Annotated in this window: 17 protein-coding genes and 5 pseudogenes; 7 read left to right on the top strand and 15 right to left on the bottom strand. The window is 68.9% G+C overall.

Annotated elements, in window-relative coordinates:
- Nucleotides 1-202, top strand: a pseudogene (locus ACFXPL_RS24010) (hypothetical protein); the annotation flags it as partial.
- A 705-nt stretch (nt 203-907) separates the two neighbouring features.
- Here the strand turns inward: ACFXPL_RS24010 and ACFXPL_RS24005 are convergent.
- From ACFXPL_RS24005 to ACFXPL_RS23990, 4 genes are all read right to left on the bottom strand, one after another.
- Nucleotides 908-1,348, bottom strand: a complete 441-nt coding sequence (locus tag ACFXPL_RS24005; RefSeq protein ID WP_384923081.1) for an RlpA-like double-psi beta-barrel domain-containing protein — start codon at nt 1,346-1,348, stop codon at nt 908-910.
- Between the two features lie 796 nt (nt 1,349-2,144).
- Nucleotides 2,145-3,386 carry a cytochrome P450 gene (locus ACFXPL_RS24000; protein WP_384923078.1) on the bottom strand — a complete coding sequence of 414 codons (1,242 nt, stop codon included), beginning with the start codon at nt 3,384-3,386 and terminating at the stop codon, nt 2,145-2,147.
- Between the two features lie 214 nt (nt 3,387-3,600).
- On the bottom strand, nt 3,601-3,972 hold the full coding sequence (locus ACFXPL_RS23995) for a hypothetical protein (protein ID WP_384923075.1): 372 nt from the start codon (nt 3,970-3,972) through the stop codon (nt 3,601-3,603).
- Between the two features lie 210 nt (nt 3,973-4,182).
- A complete protein-coding gene (locus ACFXPL_RS23990; protein ID WP_384923072.1) occupies nt 4,183-5,178 on the bottom strand; it encodes a LacI family DNA-binding transcriptional regulator in 996 nt (331 codons plus the stop codon).
- A gap of 268 nt (nt 5,179-5,446) precedes the next feature.
- Here ACFXPL_RS23990 and ACFXPL_RS23985 point away from each other — a divergent pair, with 268 nt between their 5' ends.
- Both ACFXPL_RS23985 and ACFXPL_RS23980 read left to right on the top strand, forming a co-directional pair.
- The gene (locus ACFXPL_RS23985; protein ID WP_384923069.1) at nt 5,447-6,454 is read left to right on the top strand and encodes a Gfo/Idh/MocA family protein; all 1,008 of its coding nucleotides are present in this window, start codon (nt 5,447-5,449) and stop codon (nt 6,452-6,454) included.
- Between the two features lie 410 nt (nt 6,455-6,864).
- Complete coding sequence (locus tag ACFXPL_RS23980) at nt 6,865-7,842, top strand: LacI family DNA-binding transcriptional regulator (RefSeq protein ID WP_384923066.1); 978 nt, start codon at nt 6,865-6,867, stop codon at nt 7,840-7,842.
- Nucleotides 7,843-8,011: 169 nt separating this feature from the next.
- Here the strand turns inward: ACFXPL_RS23980 and ACFXPL_RS23975 are convergent, their stop codons facing one another.
- From ACFXPL_RS23975 to ACFXPL_RS23935, 9 genes and pseudogenes are all read right to left on the bottom strand, one after another.
- A complete protein-coding gene (locus ACFXPL_RS23975) occupies nt 8,012-8,164 on the bottom strand; it encodes a hypothetical protein (RefSeq protein ID WP_384923100.1) in 153 nt (50 codons plus the stop codon).
- Between the two features lie 228 nt (nt 8,165-8,392).
- Nucleotides 8,393-8,512: pseudogene (locus ACFXPL_RS23970) on the bottom strand (family 43 glycosylhydrolase); the annotation flags it as partial.
- The gene (locus ACFXPL_RS23965) at nt 8,509-11,004 is read right to left on the bottom strand and encodes a glycoside hydrolase family 2 TIM barrel-domain containing protein (protein ID WP_384923064.1); all 2,496 of its coding nucleotides are present in this window, start codon (nt 11,002-11,004) and stop codon (nt 8,509-8,511) included. The pseudogene ACFXPL_RS23970 and the gene ACFXPL_RS23965, both read right to left, overlap by 4 nt.
- A gap of 76 nt (nt 11,005-11,080) precedes the next feature.
- A complete protein-coding gene (locus tag ACFXPL_RS23960; protein ID WP_384923096.1) occupies nt 11,081-11,581 on the bottom strand; it encodes a hypothetical protein in 501 nt (166 codons plus the stop codon).
- Between the two features lie 175 nt (nt 11,582-11,756).
- A pseudogene (locus ACFXPL_RS23955) lies at nt 11,757-12,314 on the bottom strand (MFS transporter); the annotation flags it as partial.
- A 439-nt stretch (nt 12,315-12,753) separates the two neighbouring features.
- Nucleotides 12,754-13,342: pseudogene (locus ACFXPL_RS23950) on the bottom strand (ISAzo13 family transposase); the annotation flags it as partial.
- A 25-nt stretch (nt 13,343-13,367) separates the two neighbouring features.
- Nucleotides 13,368-13,532, bottom strand: coding sequence for a transposase (locus ACFXPL_RS23945; RefSeq protein WP_384923061.1), 165 nt, complete (start codon nt 13,530-13,532; stop codon nt 13,368-13,370).
- A 194-nt stretch (nt 13,533-13,726) separates the two neighbouring features.
- Nucleotides 13,727-14,476, bottom strand: a complete 750-nt coding sequence (locus ACFXPL_RS23940; protein WP_384923058.1) for an SDR family oxidoreductase — start codon at nt 14,474-14,476, stop codon at nt 13,727-13,729.
- Between the two features lie 13 nt (nt 14,477-14,489).
- On the bottom strand, nt 14,490-15,242 hold the full coding sequence (locus tag ACFXPL_RS23935) for an SDR family NAD(P)-dependent oxidoreductase (RefSeq protein ID WP_384923055.1): 753 nt from the start codon (nt 15,240-15,242) through the stop codon (nt 14,490-14,492).
- Between the two features lie 118 nt (nt 15,243-15,360).
- On the opposite strand from ACFXPL_RS23935, the gene ACFXPL_RS23930 reads away from it, so the two are divergent.
- Nucleotides 15,361-15,960 carry a TetR/AcrR family transcriptional regulator gene (locus ACFXPL_RS23930; protein ID WP_384923053.1) on the top strand — a complete coding sequence of 200 codons (600 nt, stop codon included), beginning with the start codon at nt 15,361-15,363 and terminating at the stop codon, nt 15,958-15,960.
- On the opposite strand, the gene ACFXPL_RS23925 is transcribed toward ACFXPL_RS23930, so the two are convergent.
- Nucleotides 15,906-16,241 carry a VOC family protein gene (locus ACFXPL_RS23925; RefSeq protein WP_384923090.1) on the bottom strand — a complete coding sequence of 112 codons (336 nt, stop codon included), beginning with the start codon at nt 16,239-16,241 and terminating at the stop codon, nt 15,906-15,908. The genes ACFXPL_RS23930 and ACFXPL_RS23925 overlap by 55 nt on opposite strands.
- A 21-nt stretch (nt 16,242-16,262) precedes the next feature.
- A pseudogene (locus ACFXPL_RS23920) lies at nt 16,263-16,685 on the bottom strand (transposase); the annotation flags it as partial.
- 467 nt (nt 16,686-17,152) lie between these two features.
- Between ACFXPL_RS23920 and ACFXPL_RS23915 the strand changes: the two are divergent.
- The 3 genes from ACFXPL_RS23915 (at nt 17,153) to ACFXPL_RS23905 (ending at nt 20,172) form a co-directional block, all read left to right on the top strand.
- Nucleotides 17,153-18,148 carry a LacI family DNA-binding transcriptional regulator gene (locus ACFXPL_RS23915; RefSeq protein WP_384923050.1) on the top strand — a complete coding sequence of 332 codons (996 nt, stop codon included), beginning with the start codon at nt 17,153-17,155 and terminating at the stop codon, nt 18,146-18,148.
- 64 nt (nt 18,149-18,212) lie between these two features.
- Nucleotides 18,213-18,668 carry an RpiB/LacA/LacB family sugar-phosphate isomerase gene (locus ACFXPL_RS23910; RefSeq protein WP_384923047.1) on the top strand — a complete coding sequence of 152 codons (456 nt, stop codon included), beginning with the start codon at nt 18,213-18,215 and terminating at the stop codon, nt 18,666-18,668.
- A 175-nt stretch (nt 18,669-18,843) separates the two neighbouring features.
- The gene (locus ACFXPL_RS23905) at nt 18,844-20,172 is read left to right on the top strand and encodes an MFS transporter (protein ID WP_384923045.1); all 1,329 of its coding nucleotides are present in this window, start codon (nt 18,844-18,846) and stop codon (nt 20,170-20,172) included.
- Nucleotides 20,173-20,424 lie beyond the last annotated feature (252 nt).

Raw genomic sequence — 20,424 nt, 5'->3', positions numbered from 1 at the left:
TCGGGGTATTTCCGTGGTGCTGGCACTGATGTGGTTCTCCTTCGCCAGGATCGTAACCCTGGCATCAGGGACTCCACGAATCTCAGTACAGCTCAACACCGCACCCGCGGGCACACCGGCCGCTGACAATTTGGCGCTCCTGGCGTCATGGGCGGCCACCCAACAGACGCTGGCGACCGAGCTCGAAGCACACAACGGATAGTCCAACCCCTTCAGCCGTACTAGGGCCTGTAGGGGTCTTGACCGGCTCGGCCTTCACACCCAGCTTGGAGCCGCGGTCGCGGGTGATCAGTCCACGCAGGATGGCGGCGGTTCCCCCGAGTACGGTCAGTTCGGCGATGGCGGCCTCGTGACCGGCCAGAGCCTCGGCGACGACCTCATCGAGGACCTCGACCGGATCCGATAACTGTGATGCCACCGACAGGCGTTGGCAAACGTGCGGGTGAACCGGCCCTGACGGATGTCCTGTTCGGGAGATTGCCCTGGCCAACTTCCGAGCTCAGTGTGGCGGTGCTCAGTCACACCCGCTACGCCGGCGGGTGACCTTCGACTTGCGCGGGCTTTATCGGTGAACCGTCCGCCGGGCCGTTTGTGCAGCCGGCCTCGGTCGGCGAGCTTGATCATTTTCCGGCGCAATCCCGTGTCCAGGCCCCGCCGTTCACCGACCGCCTTGACCCGCACCGGGCCGTCGGTGGCCCGGACGATCGCCAGGATCTTGCGGTAGTCGCCGGGCAGGGCGGCCTCGTCGGGATTCTCGCCGCGGGGCGGGATCAGCAGGACCGCCCGGCCCGCCACCCGGGCGGGAGCCGGGACGACGCCCCGGATGGCGGCCAGATCCCGGCCCTGGACTGGCCGCCGACGCGGACGGCGACGGTGTACGCGTACTGCCTTCAGCCGTGCGAGGTGACTACGCCCAGACCCAACGGATGGACACCCGGCCGTCGTTGATGTTCGCTATCTTGCGGAAGGCGGCGGGGCTGAGATCCAGATCGTCCGTGGCGCAGCCCATGCACTTGTCGACGATCGTCACGTACACCACGCCGAGCGGGCCGCGGACTTTGAGCTGTTTGCCGCACGCGGCCGAGTTGTTGGGGTTGGGAGCGGTGCCGTACCACTGCTGCGAGACAGCCACTACCAGCTGACTGTCGTTGTTCGTCCACCCGCAGGCGCCGAGCCCGGTGTTGTAGTACGTGCCGTCCCCGTAGTGGACGTACTGGACCGAGGCTCCTTCCGCGGCGGCGGGGCCAGCGGTGACACCGGTGGCTCCCACGGCCAGGACGGACGCGATGCCGGCCAGTACGGCACGGCTGCGAACACTTCCCCTGATGACGTTCGCGAAGCGGGACAAGTGGTCAACCCCTTGAAGAACGGTGGTTCAAGGAATGCCGGGCAGGGCTGCCCGGCGACGGTCATGTTTGCCCATGGACCTACTCACGTCACAGGTGTTTCAAGGTCAATCTGTGCTCAGATATCGAGCCACTTCCGACCTGAGCCGTTGGTAGGTGGGTTGGACCGCTGTGCAACACGCGGAAGCCCCTGGTGGACGGGGGCTCGACCAAGATCCCCCGTGGCTGCCAAGGAGCCTCGGTGCTTCTTCACCCATCGTCGGTCGCACTGTCCGACCGCATCCCGCGGTGGGTGCAACCGGGCGGCCGCACTGGAGCGGCGCCCGGTCTCCTGGACCGGGCCCCGTTCTCCCGGCGTACCAGCCCGGTGACACACCGTAAGAGCGGCATAGCGGTCGGCGCAGCCGAACCCGACAACGCCTCCGGCCGACAGCTCACACGATCTTCACCATGGACACCGGCCAACAACCAGCATGACCACGGCTACCCACCCCTCACACCGGACCCCGTGACCCGCAATCCTCACGATGCACACCGCTCACTGACCAAGCAGGAACTGGAGGGGCGCCTCGGCGTGTCCCGGACCGGCGGCACGGATCACCGGTGCGCCGATTACCGGTCGGCCAGGAGGAGGACTGCCTCGCCGGATCGTGTGTATGTCGCGGAGGTCCTGGAAGCGAGTGGGGGGCACTGCCGGTGTGGATCAGTGTGCGGTGAAAGGAGACGCGGTCGGCGTTGGCCGCGCGGGGGCAACTGCCGCTCGGTGGTGTCCGCGCGGCAGTTGCAGACCCTGTTGTCCTACCAGGTCACCGGGAGTTCGTAGACGCCGTACGCGAGCGAGTCGCCCTTGAAGTTGAGTTCGTCGCGGTCGGCGGCGAGGCGCAGGGTCGGCACGCGGCGGAACAGGGTGCCGAAGACGACCTGGAGCTCGATGCGGGCGAGCTGCTGGCCCATGCACTGGTGGACGCCCCAGGCGAACGCGTGGTGCCGCCGCGCCTCGGGACGGGTGAGGTCGAGCCGTTCCGGCTCGGGGAACGCCGCCGGATCCCAGTTTCCGAGGGGCAGCGGGACGATGATGCCGTCACCGGCCCGGATGGTCACCCCCTCGATCTCGATGTCCTCAAGGGCGATCCGCCGCTGCCCGAGGTGCGCGATGGTCAGATAGCGCAGCAGTTCCTCGACCGCGTTCGCGACGACCTTCGGATCGTCCGTATCGCGCAGCAGTGCCAGCTGCCGCGGGTTCTCAAGGAGCGCGGCGGTGCCCAGCGTGATCATGTTCGCGCTGGTCTCGTGCCCCGCGATCAGCAACACCATGGACAGTACGGTGGCGTCGGAAAGCGTGATCTCGCCCGCCTTGACCCGCGCGGCGAAGTCCGACAGCACATCCTCGGCCGGCTCCTCCATCTTGGCCTGGAGCAGCCCGGCCAGGTAGCCGCCCAGGGCCTGCCCGGCCGAGTGGCTGTCCTCCTCCGTCTTGTACCGCTGGGTCGCCATCGCGGCGTGTTCCTGGAAGAAGTCGTGGTCCTCGTACGGCACGCCGAGCAGCTCGCAGATCATCAGAGAGGGCAGCGGCAGTGACAGAGCGGTGACCAGGTCCGCCGGGTCCTGACCCGCCAGCATCCTGTCGATGAGCTCGTCGGTGAACCGCTGGATACCCGGCCGCAGTTTCTCCATGCGGTTGCGGGTGAACGGGCTCGTCATCATTCGCCGGATCCGCAGATGGTCGGCCCCGTCGGCATTGAAGATCGTGAGCGGCCGGCTGTCGACCGTCTCGGCCATCAATTCGGTCGGATGCGGGAATCCGGGCTGCTTCTCGTCCGAGCTCACCCGCGGGTCGGAAAGGATCGCGCGCTGCGCGGCGTGGCCCGTGATCAGCCACGGGGTGCTGCCGTCCCAGATCCGGCCTCGCGATACGGGCTTCTCGTGGTGAAGTGCGAGCAGTTCAGCGGGCGGCGCGAACGGGCACTGCCCTGAACGCTCTCCCGGATAGTCGGGAAGCCGCGCGTCAGCGGTCGTGAATTCGGTTGTTGCCTCGGCCATGAGGTGTCCCTGAAGGTGAGCCGGTCCGCAGGACCGGGTGTGGATGATGGTGTGTTGGGCTGGGGCGCGTTCGGCAGGCGGATACGGGGCGGCATCGACGTCGGCAGAGGGCATCGCCGGGCGACGGCACCCGATGCGGAGGGCGGCCCACGCTGTTCCCGGCGAAGGTGATCGACAACGGTTACGGCGCCTCAGGATCCGCCGGGCAGCAGTGCTACGGACCGGCAACCTGCTTCCGCGGGCTCCGGAGCAGACCGGCACCCGCGCCGAGCGAGACGAGACCCATGGCGACGGCCGCCATGATCCCCTTCGTACCGTCGAGGATCATGGGGAGCATCACCGCGGCGAAGGCGTTGAACAGGAACAGGAACCAGAGTGTCGGCCTGGCCATGAAGAACGACCTGACCGCTTCCCGCTTCATGAGGAGAGCGCTCGTCACGGTCGAGAGGACCATCCCGCCGATGGTGACCAGGTGCTTCGGCACCCCGTCCAGGACAGTGCCCGAGGCCAGAGCAGCGGCGAGGCTCAGATGGAAGAGCAGGACGAGGGCCGGCGTCGACATGAGCGGTGAGCGGCACGACTTCATGGACATTTCCTTCGAGGTGGGGGTGGGGAATGTCTGCGTTCAACGATGTCGGCGTCGGCCCGGCGGCACAGCGGACCGAGCTCCCCGACCGGTGGTGTAGCGGGCTACACCACCGGCACGGCGGAGCATCCGACGGAGCCGCCCTGTTCATCTCAAGCCGCTCAACCCGGAGGAATCACAAGAGATCCGGTTGAGGGTCCCGCGGACAGGTCAGGTGGATTCGCGGCGTACGAGGGTCGCGTTCTCCGTCGCCTCGCGGCGCGGCAGCGGGCGGCCGTCCAGCTCGCGGAGGGCGAGGTCGGCGAAGAAGCGGCCGAGCGCCGTTGTGCTGAAGTGGATGCTTGAAAGGGAGGGGACGAACATCGCGGCAAGCGGGGTGTCGTCGTGGCCGATGACCGCGAGTTCTTCCGGAACGCGGATACCCGCGCGGACGGCGGCCCCCACGGCGGCGGCGGCGACCTCGTCGTTGAAGGCGGCGACGCCGGTGACGCCCGTGTCACGCCACTCGCGTACGGCAAGATCGGCGGATCCGTCACGGTGGTCGGTGTTGCGCAGGCCGAGGGGCGGCAGGCCGAGGGAGTGCGCGTGGGCCTGCGCCGCGCGGTGGCGGGCCTCGGCGAGGAACGGCGGGCGGGCGGGCGCCCAGGTGGCGTAGGCCAGGCTCCGGCAGCCGCGGTCGTAGAGGTGCTGGACCTGGAGTCGCGGTCCGGCGCTGACCGCCAGGGAGATGTCGAAGGGCTCCCCCCGTGCCGGGTCCGGAAAGATCTTCGGGATGCCGCAGTCGCGCATCGAGGCGACCTCGTCCGGCGCGAAGGGGGCGAAGCCGAAGACGATGTCGGGGTGCAGCGACTCCCACAGTGGCCGGGTCCGCCCGTCGGACCGGCGGGTGTGGGTGACGAGGGAGTAGCCGGCGTCTTCGAGGACGAGGGCCGCTTCCTCCACGTAGTCGCGCAGGGTGTGTTCCATGGGCCAGTCCGGAAGGACGAGCAGGACGATCCGGCTGCGTCCGCCGGCCAGCGTCCGGGCGGCACCGTTGGGCCGGTAGCCGAGGCGGGCGGCCTCGTCCCGGACGCGCTCGCTGGTGCTTCGCGAGATGGTCTTGCCAGGCGTCTGGTTGAGGACGAACCCGACGGTCGCCCGGGACACCCCGGCTGCCCGGGCGACGTCCGTGGCCGTGGGGCGCCGGGGCGTCGACGCGTCTGACACCGTCGCTGTCCCCCTTCCGCCACATCAGGCCGTTGTGCAGGCGGTTCTTCCCCACCACTGCTCGTGCGCGCACTCCGGGCGCCATGATGCCAGCCCACCGGCCCGTGCGCGCATCGTCTCCCGCTGATTCCCGTCACCTCTCCCATGCCGTCGCCGCACTTTCCAGGTTGTGGTTCCGCCCAGAAGGTAGCGCGCGCTACCTCTTGTGCGTCAACATGTGCGCGGTACCGAGATTCCGTGCCGTACCCATCCAGGACCGGGGGTCTTCATGTCGTTCCGCTGGGGCATCGCGGGAACCGGAAGCATCGCGAACGGGTTCGCCCACGCCCTGACCCGGCTGCCGGACACCTCGCTGGTGGCCGTCGCCTCCCGCAGCCCGGAGAAGGCCGAGGCGTTCGGAGAGAAGTTCGGCATTCCCGAGGAGGGCAGATACGGTTCCTACGAACAACTCGCCGCCGACGGCGGTGTCGACCTCGTCTACGTGGCGTCACCCAACTCCCACCACCGCGAGCACACCCTGTTGTTCCTCAACGGGGGTCAGGGAGTGCTGTGCGAGAAGCCGTTCGCGCTGGACGCGGGGCAGGCCGCCGAGATGGTGGCCACGGCCCGCGAGCGTGGGCTGTTCCTCATGGAAGCGATGTGGAGCCGCTTCCTGCCCGCCTACGTCAGGCTCCGTGAGCTGGTCGCCGGCGGAGCCGTCGGTACCGTGCTGTCCGTCGAGGCCGACCTCGGATTCCCGTTCCCGGACGACCCCGCCCACCGGATGTTCGCTCCCGCCCTCGGTGGCGGAGCCCTGCTCGACCTGGGCGTGTACCCGGTGTCGCTGGCGAGCATGCTCCTCGGCGAGCCCGACCGGGTGGAGGCGTCCGGCAAGCTCGGCGCGGCCGGCGTCGACGACCAGACCGCTGTCCTGTCCGGCTACGACAACGGCGCGGTGGCCATCGCCAAGGCCTCCATGCGGTCGCAACTCGCCTGCACCGGCCGGATCACCGGCACATACGGCCACATCGAGCTGCCTTTCCTGATGCGCTGCCCGGACGAACTCGTCGTCCGGACGCGAGGTGTCACCGAGCGCCTGAGCCTGCCCGCCGCCCGCGACGGGGACGGCGAGGAGACGGTCGGCGGGGGCCTGCACCATCAGGTCCGGCACGTGCACGAGCGGCTGCGAGCAGGCCGGTTGGAGAGCGACGTCATACCCCTGGACGAGTCCGTGTCGATCATGCGGACCCTCGACACCGCGCGCGCCGGGATCGGTCTGAGCTTCCCCGGCCGGTGATCTCCGATCGTGGCGCGGGCCGGTGCCCCACGCCGCCGGTCGTGAACGGCCACCGCCTTTCGGGCGCACACAGGGCGCGTAGCGGAACGGCGCACGTGCGGGGTGAGCGGACGTCGAGACGCCGCCTCGGGGATCCGAGCACAGGAGGAGTGCCGCTGCGCGCGCCTCTGAAGGTACGTGGTGCGGGGCGAGCCCTGTTCGCGCTCCCATCGGCGGTGGTCGATGCTCCATCGGCGGAAGGCGATGCGCGTGACGCCCAAGTGGTTACCCACGATCCCCACAGAGGGACCACAGTCGTCGGCGGCACGGCACGGCCCGCCGCCGACGACGACGCAGCTAACGCGCGTGGGGGCCGGCCGTTATCATGGTGCGACGCCGAGACGAGCGGCGTCCCCTGTTGCGAGAGGGCCATGGACCGACCCGCCAAGCGTGCCACCAGCGCTGACGTCGCCCGCGTCGCAGGCGTTTCGCGTACCACCGTGAGCTTTGTCCTCAACGACAAACCCGGACAGACGATCCCGGAGGAGACCCGGCGCCGAGTCCTGGAAGCTGCCCGGAGCCTCGAATACCACCCCCACTCCTCCGCTCGCGCCCTCGCCGCCGGCCGCAGCGAGATCGTCCTGCTCTCCCTGCCCGCCATGCCGATCGGCGCCGGTATCAGCCGGTTCATCGAGGAACTCGCGACCACCCTGGCGGAACACGGCCTGACCCTGGTCACCCACCTGTCGGGAGCGCGGGGGCGACCGCTGCCGGACGTGTGCGCGATCGTCAACGCCTCGGCGGTGGTCGGGTTCGAATCGTTCGACCCCGACACCATCCGGGCGCTCTACAGCGCGGGCGCCCAGTTCGTGTTCCCGTTCCAGATGGACCATGCGCACGGGACGCGGTCGGTCGGCCGACTGCAGGCCGAATACCTGATCGGCCGGGGACACCGGCGCCTCGGCTACGCGATGCCCGATAGCCGCGGACTCCGCCCGATGGCCGAAGACCGCCTGGACGGGGTGACCGACGCCTGCGCCGCGGCCGGGATCGCCCCACCCGTCGTGGCGCGTACGAACCTGGAGGTCGCCCCCGCGGCCCGAGCGGTGACCGAGTGGACGGCGCGATCCGTCACCGGGGTGTGCGCCTTCAACGACGATACGGCGATAGCGGTTCTGGCGGGCATGCGTGAGCACGGCCTCGCCGCCCCCGCCGACCTCGCCGTCATCGGGGTCGATGACACCCCCGCCGCCCGTCTGGCGGCCCCGCCGCTCACCACCATTTCGTTTGCCCTGCACGAGGTGAGCCGGCGCCGGGCCGAAGTGATCGTGGCCGGACTGGCGGGCCGCGAAACACAGTTGGCCTCCGAAACGATCAGCCCGCTCCTCGTGGAGCGTTCAACTACCTGATCGAGGATGCGCTCAGAAAGCGTCGGGCCGCCCTCGCGCTGAGCGTCCACGGCCCTTCGGCGGATTCGGGAGCCGACCGGCCCCCTCGACCACGCCGTGATCCTTTCGTTGTCGCCGCGAACTCCGGCCGATCGGCCCACCGCGATGGCATCACACACACTAACGGGTGTTAGTTCGGTCGCTGGAAGACCATGAACGTCTGCATGCCGGTGATGTCGGCGGTGAAGGCGAAGTCGCCGTTGCCGACCGTGAGAGCGCAGGACGCGTCGGCCTCCGTCAACTCGACGGTGTGGCAGCGCACTACGGATTCCCGGTCAACCATGGTCACCTCGGTCGGTTCGCAGAAGCCGGCCTCCGTCGCCGTCCGGACACGACGTGCGGGTGAAGCCGTTGTGTGTGGTTCTGCTGAACACTCCGTCAGGAAAGGCCACCGGGCGCTCCGTCGCGTCCGGGGCGGTAACCGAAGCTCCGTACCAGCCGCGTACCGGACAGGGACTCGACGCCGATGACGCGGCCGGTGAAGCCTCCGGCGACCTCGGTCGAGAAGTCTGTGGAAGACCGGTACGCCGGGGAGGTATTCCAACGACGAGGTGACGAGGTAGAAGTCCTCGCCGACGCGGCAGATGGAGGGGGCGGGGTGAAATCCGGAGAGGATGGGGGTGTGACTCATGACGTCGCCTTCATTACAGGGGCGCGTTGTTGTACGACGGCCTGTTCGACGGTGACGGTGACTTCGACCGGTTCGCACCCCGGGGCGACGGCGCTCAGCCGGATCTCACCTGTACCGGTCGGGCGGATGACGGCGAGGACGCGCCCCTGGTAGGTGTGGCGTTCCTTCGCGTCGAACCGTTCCTCGGTCGAGGGATCCGCGCTCCCGAATCCGGCGAGAGTGCCGTCCCCGGTAACCTCGACGCTCACGAGCCGGTCGGCAGCGGTGTGGACGGTGCCGGTCTCGTCCGTCAGGGTGAGGGTGACGAACGCGAGATCGCCGCCCGCGGCCGTGATCACCGGCCGGTCGGCATCGGCGTGCAGCTTCACGGGGCCCGTCACGGAGCGCAGGCCGCTGCGGCCGCTCTCGGTGCCGCTCCGGTAGGCGATCGCGAGGAGTTCGCCCGGCTCGTGGAGCGTGTCGAAGGCGGTACGGAAGCGGTGGTCCTCGCCGACCGGCCGGCGGCCGAGGGAACGGCCGTTGAGGAACAGCTCCACCTCTTCGGCGTCGCTGTAGACCTCGACGGTGATCGGTTCGTTCTCGAATCCGGGCCAGGTCCAGCTGGAGATGGTGTCGCTCCAGGCCCAGGGGGCGGAGGCGACGGTCTCTCCGTGGTGCTGAGGACGGCGGACCGCCAGGTAGGGCTCGGTACGTCGGCCGAAGACGATCTCGCGGTAGTGGGAAGCGGGGCGCCGGTGCCCGGTGATGTCGATGTCGCCGCAGCCCGCCAGCAGGTACGGATACGGAGCGACGAATGCGGGCCGCGGTGTGTCAGGGGTGAGGTACTGCGGCCGGCCGATGCCTACCTCGCCCAGGTAGTCCCAGCCGGTCCAGGTGAAGTCGCCGATGACATGGCCGTACTGCTTGACCAGTCGCCAGTTGCCGTCGACGCGGGTCGGGAAGGTCTCCGTACCCAGGATGATCCGGTTGGGGAAGAGGTCCTTGTCCAGGGCATAGCGGCTCTCCGCGTAGTTGATGCCGGCGACGTCCAGCAGGGCGAACGACTCGGCGGTGCGCCGCGATACCAGCTCGGAGGAGCTGATCGCGTTCATCATCTCCCCCGGATCGGCCATGAGGGTGTTGATGCCGGTGCCGTCCTCGGCCGTTTCTCCCGCTGCCTTTCTCATGGTGGACAGGTCGGCCAGCACCGCCAGCATCCCGTTGATCGCGTTGGTGACGTAGCGGGTGCGGTCCAGCGAGCGGACCTTCTCGGCGAGTGCGCGTCCCTGCGCGGCCCCGACGGCCGAGCCGGTTTCGGGGATCTCGTTGCCGATCGAGTAGAGAATGACGCTGGGGTGGTTGAAGTCCTTGGCGACCATCGCCTCGATGTCGCGCTCCCACCATTCGGGGAAGCTCAGGCTGTAGTCGAACTCGCTCTTGCCCGAGGTCCACATGTCGAACGCCTCGTCCACGACCAGCATGCCGAGGCGGTCGCAGGCGTCCAGCATCGCTTTGCTCATCGGATTGTGGGACATCCGGATCGCGTTGAACCCGGCGTCCTTGAGGATCTCGACGCGGCGCTCCTCGGCGCGGGCGAAGGTCGCCGCCCCCAGAACGCCGTTGTCATGATGGACGCACGCACCGCGCAGTTTCACGGTCTCGCCGTTGATGCGCAGGCCACGCCGTGGGTCGAGGTGCAGTGAGCGGATACCGAAGCGCGCGGTCCCGGCGTCCACGTCGCCGTCGTCGTCCATCAGCTTCACGCCGCAGACGTACAGGGCGGGCGAGTCAGGGCTCCACAGGGCCGGGTCGTCGACGTAGAGGCGCTGACGGCAGAGGGCGGGCTCGCCGGGCAGCACGGTGATCTTCGATGAGTCGCTCGCGACCACCGTCCCGGCGCCGTCACGGATCTCGGTGCGCACGTCGACGGTCCGGATCGCGATCGAGTCGTTCTCCACCCGGGTCGCGACCTCGACCACCGCCAGCTCCCGCTCGATGTCAGGAGTGGTGACGTGGACGCCGTCCGGTGAGATCCGGACCAGCCCGCCGACGAGCATCCAGGTGTCGCGGTAGATCCCCGCTCCCGTGTACCAGCGGGAGTCCCGATGGCTTCGGGCCTCGACCCGGATCTCGTTGTCCTCGCCGAACCTCAGGAAGCGATCGGCGTAGATGAGGAACTGCGCGTACCCGAAGGGACGCTGACCGGCGTAGTCGCCGTTGATGTACACGGTGGCGTCACGGTAGACGCCCTCGAACTCCAGGACGACCCGCTTGCCCCGGTGCTCTTCGGGCACGAGAAAGGTCTTGCGGTACTCGAAGGTCCCGCCGGGGAAGTAGGCGCCGGCACCGTTCACCGTGGCGGCATCACCGCCCGGCTCGGCGCGCTCCTGCCCGATCATCGCGTCATGGGGCACGGTCACCGGCTGGAACGGGACCGAGTGGCCGCCCATCTCGGCGAAGGGGTTCACCTTCGGCCTGACCTGCCAGCCGTCGTTGAAGAGAACGCGGATCAAAGGAACTTCCTCACTTCGGATATGAGTTCTGCCAGGCGTCTGCTCCGACGAGGCGGAGCATGCCCTGACGTCGGGATCACGAGGCTGTTTGGCCGGCTTCGACTTCGTCGAGCTTCTTGGCCTTCGGGATCAGCAGCACCAGCAGGGCCCCTGCCGCGCAGCAGCCGGACACCAGCCGGAACCCGGTGCTGAAGCCGGAGTCGCTGTAGAACTGCGTACCGTGCATCACCTTGCCGTCCTTGGCCATGAGGACGAAGACAAGCTGGGAGATGACCACCTGTGCGGTGCCCTGCACCATGTTCTGGGCACCGTTGCCCAGCGCCTGCTCCTGCGGGGACACCGCCGAGATGATCAGGATGGGGACGCTGGAGATCACCATGCCCATCCCGATCCCGCTGATCAGGCCCCAGGACACGATCTGACCCGCTGTGTGGTGGAACTCGGCCCCGATCCCGTATCCGATGGTGGTCAGGACCCCGCCGGCACCCAGCAGGAGCCGGGGGTCGACCCGGCGGGCCAGGATGCCTGCCCCGACGGCCGACACGACGACCACGACGCTCACCGGGGCGGTGACCAAGGCGTTGTGTAGGCGAGGAACTTGCCGCTGGTCCAGCCCCACTCCGAGCCGTTTCCGACCCGTAGGCGATCGCGGTGAGCGCCCCGCCCAGCAGGACCCCGCCCAGCCAGTCCATCTTGACGCGCGCCTCGCGGACCGGGCTTTCGGGGAGGAAGGCCAGCAGGATCCCGAGGCTCAACGCGGTGGCGGCCACCATGAACCACAGAGCGCCGCGGAAACCCCAGGTGTCGATGAGCCATCCGGACAGGAACGGGCCTCCCAGGCCGACCATACCGACGCTGCCCGCGAGCAGTGCGCTCGCCGGCCCGACGAGCGGGCGCGGGAACACATCTCGCGCCGCCGCGTAGGCCACAGCCGCGGCCGTGCCGTAGACGCCCGCGACACCCCGTCCCACGAGCAGTACGTCGTAGCTTGTCGCGGAGGCGGCGATGAGGTCACCGACCAGACCGAGCGTGGTGACGATGACGATGACGCGCTTCTTGCCGTAGATCCCGGCGGCCTTGACCACGAAGGGCAGCATGAACGTTCCGACCAGGGCGCCGATCAGCGTGAACCACGCGAGCTGGGTGGTACGGAAGTGGATCGCTATCTCGGCCTGCGCGTTGCCGCTCAGCAAGCCGACGATCGGATTCAGCGCGACCGTCAGGAGGAGAGCGAACAGCACCAGCGCGTGGCGTGGACCGAAGCCGGTCGGTTCTTCCGGGGTGTGCGGGGAGATCTCCTTGTCGAGCATGGCGGCCTTTCCTGCGTGCGGAGCGGGAGGAGTCCTTGCAGGTCCTGCGTCGTCGAACGGTCGGAGAAGGTCCGGGTCGGTCGAGTTCCTGGACGCGCCACTCGTGATGGCAGCCGAAGCGGGCATGTCACTTGTCACTGTCGGAGGGAATCGCCGGCACGTTCTGAGGCGATCGCAACTGATGCGCGTTAGTGATGCGCGTTAGTAAGCTAGGTCGCCGACGCGAACACGGCAAGCCATGGGTTCGTAACGTTCAGACAACGAGAGCGTCGCGGTGGACTCCGCGGAAGGCGCCGTCGTGGACGGTGCCCGGGGAGCCGGGCAGCCGCAGACGCAGGGCCCGACGCCGTGGGACCGTGTCTGGCCACGGCATGGAACTGGAGCACAGCGCCCCATCGTCAGCGGCGCCTACCCCTTCCTCGCCGAAGGCGGCCTCGGTGCCGAAGGGATTCTTGGCCTTGGTGTCCACGCTGATCACCGGCTGGTTGTCTTCGAGGAAGGCCGCGGCGGTGGCGTTGAGATGCGTGCACTGAGCGTCGCGGTCCGGATGACTTGCGCCCTCCGTGGTCTTGGCCGTGCCCTACGGGCTGTCCCCCATGGCGCGCAGCAGGCGTCCGACGGCCGCCGCGCTGACCGGGTGGCCCTGAGTGGTCAGGGCCGAGGCCAGGCAGCGCAGGGAGAGTGTGGTCCAGCGCAACGGCGAGACCGGATCGCCCCGGGTTGTCGGCTCGATCAGCGCCTCCAGCGCGGGCAGCAGAGCGAGGTCCGTCACCGGCTTACGGCCGGCTCCCGGAGCCCGGATCCGCCCGGTCGGCAAAGGGCGTCCGGGAGCTCGGCGATCCCACGTGCGATGGTGGCCGCGCCGGCACCAGAAGCGGCCGCCACCAACGTGATCCCGCCAGGACCGAGCGCGGCAGCTTCGCCGGCCAGGCAGATCCACGGCGCCGCTCATCGAGACGGGGAAGGAATTGGTCGAACTCCGCCCTCAGAGCCACAGCTGAAGCCTGAGCGGCCGTACGCGCAGTCACACCTCACCGTCCCGCCAACACCCCTTCACCGAGCAGTAATTGAAATACGGGCCCCCAGGGTGCCGGAGTACTGTCTGGCCACCCCGGGGGAGGACATTCCGTCCTTCGGGAACCCGGTGTCGTCCACCACCCACACCTGAGGCCGCACCGCCACCGCCCGCCGGGCCAACCCCGTGCGAACCGTGTCCACCGGTCAGGTCGACGAGGTCATGAACCGCCGCAACCGCTGATGGTCCACACCCAGGCGTCCAGCCATCGGCTGCATCGACTTCGGACACCCCTCCAGCACGAAGCCACCAGAAGGGCCACTTGCCCAGAGACGTAACAAAGCCCTACCAGGCATGGTGCCCGGCGGATCACTTGAACCGGGGCTGTTCAGGCTGCTCAATACGCCAGCTCCCCGATCCCCCCATCAACCCGCAGCACCGTGCCCGCGGTGTAAGCGGACTCGTCCGAGGCGAGGTACACGGCCGCCTTCGCCAGCTCCGTGGCGGTTCCCAGGCGGTGGAGGGGTACGGTCTGCCGGAGTTCCTCGTAGAGGGCGGCCTGGCGTTCGGGGCCGAGGGGAGCGAACGCGTTGGTGACGGTCGGACCCGGGCTCAGTCCGTTGACGCGGATGCCCCGGTCCTTCAGCTCGTAGGTCAGGCCCCGCGTGTAGGAGAGCAGCCCCGCCTTGGCCGCACCGTAGACCGTCGCGTTCTCGTGTCCTATGTACGCGGAGACCGAACCGACGAGGATGACCGAGGACTGCTGCGAGAAGAGCGGCAGCAGGTCCCTGATCAGGAAGAACGGCGACTTGAGATTGGTCGCGACGAGCCTGTCGAACGCCTCCTCGGTCCATGCGTCGAGCGGTAGGTGGGTGACGTCGGCGGCGTTGCTCATCAGGATGTCGAGCTTCGGCCATTCCGCCCGCAGCCGTGCCGCGAGTGCCGCCTGGCCGGGTACGTCGCCGGCGTCGCTGGCGATGGTCAGCAGCGGGCCTTCCAGTTGGCGGGCTGCCTCGTCCAGCCTTTCCCGGGAGCGGCCGGTGATGGCGACGGTCGCGCCTTCGGCGAGGAACTGGCGGGCCGTTTCCAGGCCGATGCCGCTCGTTCCTCCGGTGATCAGTGCGTGCTTCCCTGCAAGACGATTCACTGTTCTGATCTCCTCAGATCGCGGTCCGGCCGCCGTCGGCGGCCACGATCGCTCCGGTTACGTAGCTGGCGCGGTCACCGGCCAGGAAGGCGACCACCTGGGCCACTTCGGCCGGGTCCGACGTGCGCTTGAGTGCGGTGGTCAGACCCATGCCGCCCATGTCCGGGCCCATCGCCGCGACCACCTTGGAAGTGCGCATCGGCCCTGGGGCCACGGCGTTGACCCGCACGTTCGACTCGGCGAACTCCGCCGCCCAGGTACGGGTCAGCGATTCGAGCGCCGCCTTGGTGGCGCCGTAGACGGCCATGCCCGGCATGCCGAGGCCGGCCGCGGTGGAGCTGATGTTGACGATGCTGCCGCCGCCGCCCGCCGCCATCTTCTCCGCGAACAGCGCGGTGAGCAGGAACGGCGCGCGCACGTTGACGGCGAAGGCGGCGTCGTAGCTCGTGAGGTCCTGCCCGGGGGTCGGGGCGAACGTCATCACACTCGCGTTGTTGATCAGGATGTCGACGGTTCCGGCGCCGTCGGCCAGTTGCCGCACAGCCACCGGGTCGGACAGGTCGGCGACGACGAACCGCACCGTTCCGGCCAAGGAGCCGCCACCGGCCGCGCGTATGTCCGCCACCACCTGGGCACCGCGCTCGGCGTCGCTGCCGGTGAGGATCAGATCGGCCCCGCCCGCGGCCAGCACCTCGGCCGTCGCGTGCCCCAGCCCGCCGATCGCGCCGGACCCGGTGACGAGTGCCGTCTTGCCTGCGAATTCCATTTCTTCGCCCTTCACGCCGGCCGTTGGCCGAGCGACTTCTGTGCGTTCGTTCAAGAAGTAACGCAACAGAAGCTACGACTTCTTGAACACTGAGTCAAGAAGTCGTAGTCTTGGCCGCGTGGCACGAACCGGACGCCCCCGCGAGTTCGACAAGGAACAGACGCTGGCGCGCGCACTCGAACTGTTCTGGTCCCGGGGATACGGGGCGACGTCGGTCCAGGACCTGGTCGACGCGCTGGCCGTCGAGCGCGGCAGCCTCTACGGAACGTTCGGTGACAAGCGCCGCTTCTACCTGGACGCCGTCAGGCTCTACTGGGAGGTGTACGAGCGGCACCTGACCACCGCGCTCGACACCGCCCCGCTCCTGCCGGCCCTGCGTGAGATCCTGACCCACCCGGCGCGGCTGGACGAACTGATCTCCGACGTGGGCGTGCCGCAGGGCTGCCTGGTTGGCAACACCACCGCCGAACTCGTCCCCCAGGACCGTGAGGCCACGGAGGTCGTGACCCGCTCGTACCGCCGGTTCACCGAGATCGTCACCGACGCGCTCCGCCGTGCCCAGGCCGCCGGCGAGGTCACGGCCGGCTCCTCCCCCGAGGCCCAGGCACAGCTCCTGCTCTACATCGTCCAGGGCCTGTCGCTCGTATCGAGAGCGGGTCTCGATCAGAGCGCGGCGCTGGCTGCGATCGACACGGCGGTGGACGGACTGCGGGCGTGACCAGTCCCCGCCTTGCGGTCTGTCGCGGACAGGCAGAATCCGTTGTCCTCGGGGTCGGTCAGCACGACATTGTCCGTATGTCCGGCCTGAGCGGTCGCGCCCAGCGCGGTCAGCCGCCGGATCTCGGCCTCCGGGTCCGCGGTGAGCAGGTCCAAGTGCACACGGTTGCGTGGAGCCCTCGGCACTCGCGTCCGACCGCGTCCCGTGTGCGGCGGCGGCCTCGCAGTTGATGGTGTTGATCCGCCCCGGGGAAACCCCGAGGCCGACAGCGAGGCGCACATAGTTCCCTCCGTGTAAGTCGAGGAAGCCAAGGAGTAGGGCCGGCCCGGAATGAACTGCGACGTCGTCTTCGCACGGCCGTAGACGTGGCAGAACAGGCGCTCCTCCGAGCACGGCGCTTCCGAGCGGAGCCACGGCGACACATCGACCGCCAGGACCAGGCGCCCGCCGTCGAACCGCGGCAGCGACAGGCCGGCCAGCACCGTCCGCAGCCTACCGTCGTTGATCCGGCCGTGGTTCAAGCCTCCGTACATCGCTCCGTGCCCCCGACGGTGCTCGGGCAACAGCGTCAGATCCACCGGGGACTTCGCCGCACCGTCCGCACACAGCACCACGTCGGCGAGTTCGAACAACCTGTCGCGCCGGGCGGTCAGACACTCGCAGGACTCGCCCCGGAGGCGTGACGCTTCCGCGAACGCTTCCCTCCGGACAGCATCTGGCAGCAGACTCGCCCTCACGGCCTTCGCCTTGATCACGTGCACCTTGGTCGGAGCACAGGATCAGACGAAGGCCGCCCTCACGTCCGGGGAATCCCCAGGTGAGCGACTCAGTTCGAGGCACCGTTCGAGGCCGTAGGAAAAAGAACAAGCCGAGACACGGCGGAACCGGCCTGCTCCGCAGGATCAGGGAGGGGCGCCCTTGGAGGACATCCTCCACCTGGGCTGGCACGGGGACGCCGGGCCGTCCCCCGCGAGCGGTGGTGGACCTCCAACTCCCCCTACTTCTCAGCGAGTTACCGAGAAAGATTCATGGGTCACAGAGCGCCCGGAACCGGATGTCCCGCGCCGGGGCCGAGTCCTCCCGTGCGGTGCTTCCGCCTCAGGACGCGGACGGGTCTTGCTCCTTTCGCGTTCCGTGTGCGATCTTTGAGGCATTCCCGCCATGGAAACGTTTCCACAAGGAGGTGGAGCCGATGACCACGATCAAGGACGTCGCGGCACGGGCCGGTGTCTCGCTGGGTACCGCGTCCCGGGTACTCAGCGGGAGCAGCCAGACCTCGCCCGACTCCCGGTCCCGCGTTCTCGCCGCCGCGGCCGACCTGGGCTACATCGCCAACGGACCCGCCAGGTCACTGCGGCGTTCCCGTACCGACGTGCTGGGGCTGCTCGTCTCGGACATCCGCAACCCGTTCTTCTCCGAACTCGCCCACACCGCGGAGCAAGAGGCGCGTCACCACGGCTACACCGTGCTGCTGGCCAACGCGAACGAGGACGCCGGACAAGCCGACGCATACCTGCGGACCTTCGCCTCGCAGCGCATCGACGGCCTGCTGTTCTCGCCGCAGGGCACGGTCTCGCCGCAGCTCGCGGCCACACTTGCCTCCGGGCTGCCGCTCGTCTTCCTCAACCGTACGGTCGAGGGCGTCGACGCCCCGCTGTACGGCACCGACAACACGGAGGGCGTCGGCCATGTCCTGGCCTGGCTGCGGCAGCGCGGACACCGTGACGTGGCGTTCATCGGCGGCCCCGACACGATCTCCACCGGCGCGGAGCGCCGCGCCGCCTACCTTGCCGGGCGCGAGAAGCACGGGATCAGCACCGACGACAGGCTGCTCGACGCCGGTGACTTCCTGGCCAGCGGCGCGGCAGAGGCCATGTGCCGCGTCATCGACCGGGGCGTCCCCTTCACGGCCGTCTTCGGCGCGAACGGCCTGACCACCCTCGGGGCCGTTCGCGCGCTGCGCGAACGGCTCGGTGTGGAGCGGGCCGCCCGCATCGAGGTCGTCTCCTTCGACGACCTCGACTGGTTCGAGTTCGCGTCACCGCCCATCAGCGCGGTCCGCAACGACGCGTCATCGATCGGCCGCCTCGGCGTGCGCGGACTGGTCGACCTCCTCGCCGGCCGCCCGGCGTCCGGGCAACGCATCGCCACCTCCTTCGTCGACCGGTCAGCGAGAGGCGTCCGATGAACACACGCATCGCCTCCGTGGGCGGCGTCGACAGGGACGAAACCCCCTTCGAAAGGATCAGCCGATGAAGGTCGCTCTCGGAGCAGACCATGCCGGGTACCCGCTCAAAGCGGCCGTGCGCCGGGCGATCGAGGACCTCGGCCACGAGATCGTCGACTGCGGCACCCACAGCTCCGAACCTGTCGACTTTCCCGACATCACCCGGGCCACCTGCGACCCGGTGCTCTCCGGAACCGCGGACCGGGCCGTGCTCGTGTGCGGCACCGGTCAGGGCGCCGTCATGGCCGCGAACAAACTGCCCGGCATACGCTGCGGTCTGGCCCACGAGCCCTACTCCGCCCACCAGGCCGTCGAGCACGACGATGCCAACGCCATCGCCATGGGCGCCTGGCTCGTACCGCACGCGCTCGTGCCGGACATCGTCCGCGAGTTCCTCGCCGCCACCTTCGACGACGACGAGGACACCCGCCGCAGAGTCACCAAGCTCAACGCGCTCGACACCCTGACACCGCCGGCCTGACACCGCCGACGGGCGAGGTCCCGCGCAGCCCCGTCGTACGACGCCGCCGAACACCGCCGCGCGTCGCCTCGGCATACCCGGAACCACCGGAAAGGAAGCCCGGCCCTGCCCTGCCGGCCCGGGACTCCCGCATCACGCACACGCGATCCGGAGACCACCTGCAAGGAGTATCCCCATGTCCACCAGCAGCGTTGCTGGACGGCGAAGCGTGCTCGGCACGAAGGACCGCGTCAAGACCGCGGTCGCCGCGGCCGTCGGCACCAGCGTCGAGAACTACGACTTCATCGCCTACGGAACCGCGTCCGCGCTCTACTTCGGAGCCGTCTTCTTCCCCGAGAGCGACCGGTTCGTCGGCACACTCCTGTCGTTCGCCACCCTCGCGGTCGGCTTCGTCATGCGCCCGCTCGGTGGCGCGATCGGCGGCTACTTCGCCGACAAGGCCGGCCGCAAACCCGTCCTGGTAGCCGCCATGGTCGTCATGGGCGCCGCGACCTTCCTCATCGGTGTGCTGCCGACGTACGAGCAGGCCGGTGTGGTCGCACCGATCCTGCTCGTGGCGATCCGTATGATCCAGGGCCTGGCGTTCGGCGCCGAATGGGGCGGGGCTATCACCATGGCCTACGAACACGCCCCATGGCACCGCCGCGGTATGTTCGCCGCCATCCCCCAGTCCGGCAACCCATTGGGCATCGCGCTCGCCAGCGGCGTATTCGCCTGGAGCGCCACACTCGACGGCGACTGGCAGTGGCGAACTCCCTTCCTGCTCAGCGCCGTCCTCGTCATTGTCGCGCTGATCGTCCGCTCCCGGCTCTCCGAATCCCCCGAGTTCCAGGAAGCCCAGGCCAGCGGCAAGACCGAGAGGAACCCCCTCCTCGCGACCCTCCGCGACGACTGGCGGAGCATCCTGCGCGTGATCGCCCTGCGCGTCGTCGAATCCTTCGCCTACTACTCCACCGCGACCTACCTGCTCAGCTACATCACCGAACGCAACCCCGATCTGCGCCCCGTCGCTCTCGGCGCCATCACAGCCGCCAGTATCCTGGCCATCGCGGTCACCTTCCTGGCCGGCTCGCTCACCGACCGCATCGGACGGCGCCCCGTCTACATCGCGGGCTGCACTGCGGCGATTCTCTTCGCCTTCCCGATGTACCTGCTCACCAACACCGACCACCCCATACCGGTCGTGGCCGTGTTCATCATCGGCATCGGGCTCATCCACGCCTCGCTCACGGGGACACAGGGGTCCCTGCTCACCGAGCAGTTCCGCACCGCCACCCGCACCTCGGGAGCCTCGCTCGGCTACCAGATCGCCGCGGCCATCGGCGGCTTCGCACCGCTGCTCGCCGCAGCCCTGGTGGGTGCCTTCGGCTGGCCCGGCGCCGCCCTGCTCTACCTCGGCGCCGCCGTGATCGGCTTCGTCGGAATTCTCACCACCAAAGAAACCTGGGGCCGCGACGAGCGCGAGCGCGTACTCGCCCTCGTCGCCGAAGAACGCCGCCCCTGACATCACACCGGGCAGCAAGGCCGTGTCTGAGAAGTCCCGCCCGCCCAGCGGCGTCTGGTCCGCGCACGCGCAGCGTTGCCGGAACCACCCGAGAACGTCCAAGTGCACCAGCGATCCTCCGCCTTGCCATTGCGCTCGGCGTCCGATAGTGGTGGGGGTTTTTTGGGATTTGAACAAAAAAACCACCAGATGGGCAACCAAACCAGGGGGGGGACGTGGGGGCCGGCAAAAACTGGAAGCGGCAAGGAAAGG

Origin of the sequence: Streptomyces sp. NPDC059092 (assembly GCF_042756365.1) — a bacterium.
Taxonomy (GTDB): domain Bacteria; phylum Actinomycetota; class Actinomycetes; order Streptomycetales; family Streptomycetaceae; genus Streptomyces.
Note: the sequence above shows the minus strand (reverse complement) of the source record. Positions and strands in the feature narration are given on the sequence as shown.

Coding starts and splice junctions, on each gene's coding strand:
- ACFXPL_RS24000 (WP_384923078.1), bottom strand. CDS start 3,386: ATGGCCGAGGCAACAACCGAATTCACGACCGCTGACGCGCGGCTTCCC.
- ACFXPL_RS23995 (WP_384923075.1), bottom strand. CDS start 3,972: ATGAAGTCGTGCCGCTCACCGCTCATGTCGACGCCGGCCCTCGTCCTG.
- ACFXPL_RS23985 (WP_384923069.1), top strand. CDS start 5,447: ATGTCGTTCCGCTGGGGCATCGCGGGAACCGGAAGCATCGCGAACGGG.
- ACFXPL_RS23980 (WP_384923066.1), top strand. CDS start 6,865: ATGGACCGACCCGCCAAGCGTGCCACCAGCGCTGACGTCGCCCGCGTC.
- ACFXPL_RS23975 (WP_384923100.1), bottom strand. CDS start 8,164: ATGGTTGACCGGGAATCCGTAGTGCGCTGCCACACCGTCGAGTTGACG.
- ACFXPL_RS23935 (WP_384923055.1), bottom strand. CDS start 15,242: ATGGAATTCGCAGGCAAGACGGCACTCGTCACCGGGTCCGGCGCGATC.
- ACFXPL_RS23925 (WP_384923090.1), bottom strand. CDS start 16,241: ATGTGCGCCTCGCTGTCGGCCTCGGGGTTTCCCCGGGGCGGATCAACA.
- ACFXPL_RS23915 (WP_384923050.1), top strand. CDS start 17,153: ATGACCACGATCAAGGACGTCGCGGCACGGGCCGGTGTCTCGCTGGGT.
- ACFXPL_RS23910 (WP_384923047.1), top strand. CDS start 18,213: ATGAAGGTCGCTCTCGGAGCAGACCATGCCGGGTACCCGCTCAAAGCG.
- ACFXPL_RS23905 (WP_384923045.1), top strand. CDS start 18,844: ATGTCCACCAGCAGCGTTGCTGGACGGCGAAGCGTGCTCGGCACGAAG.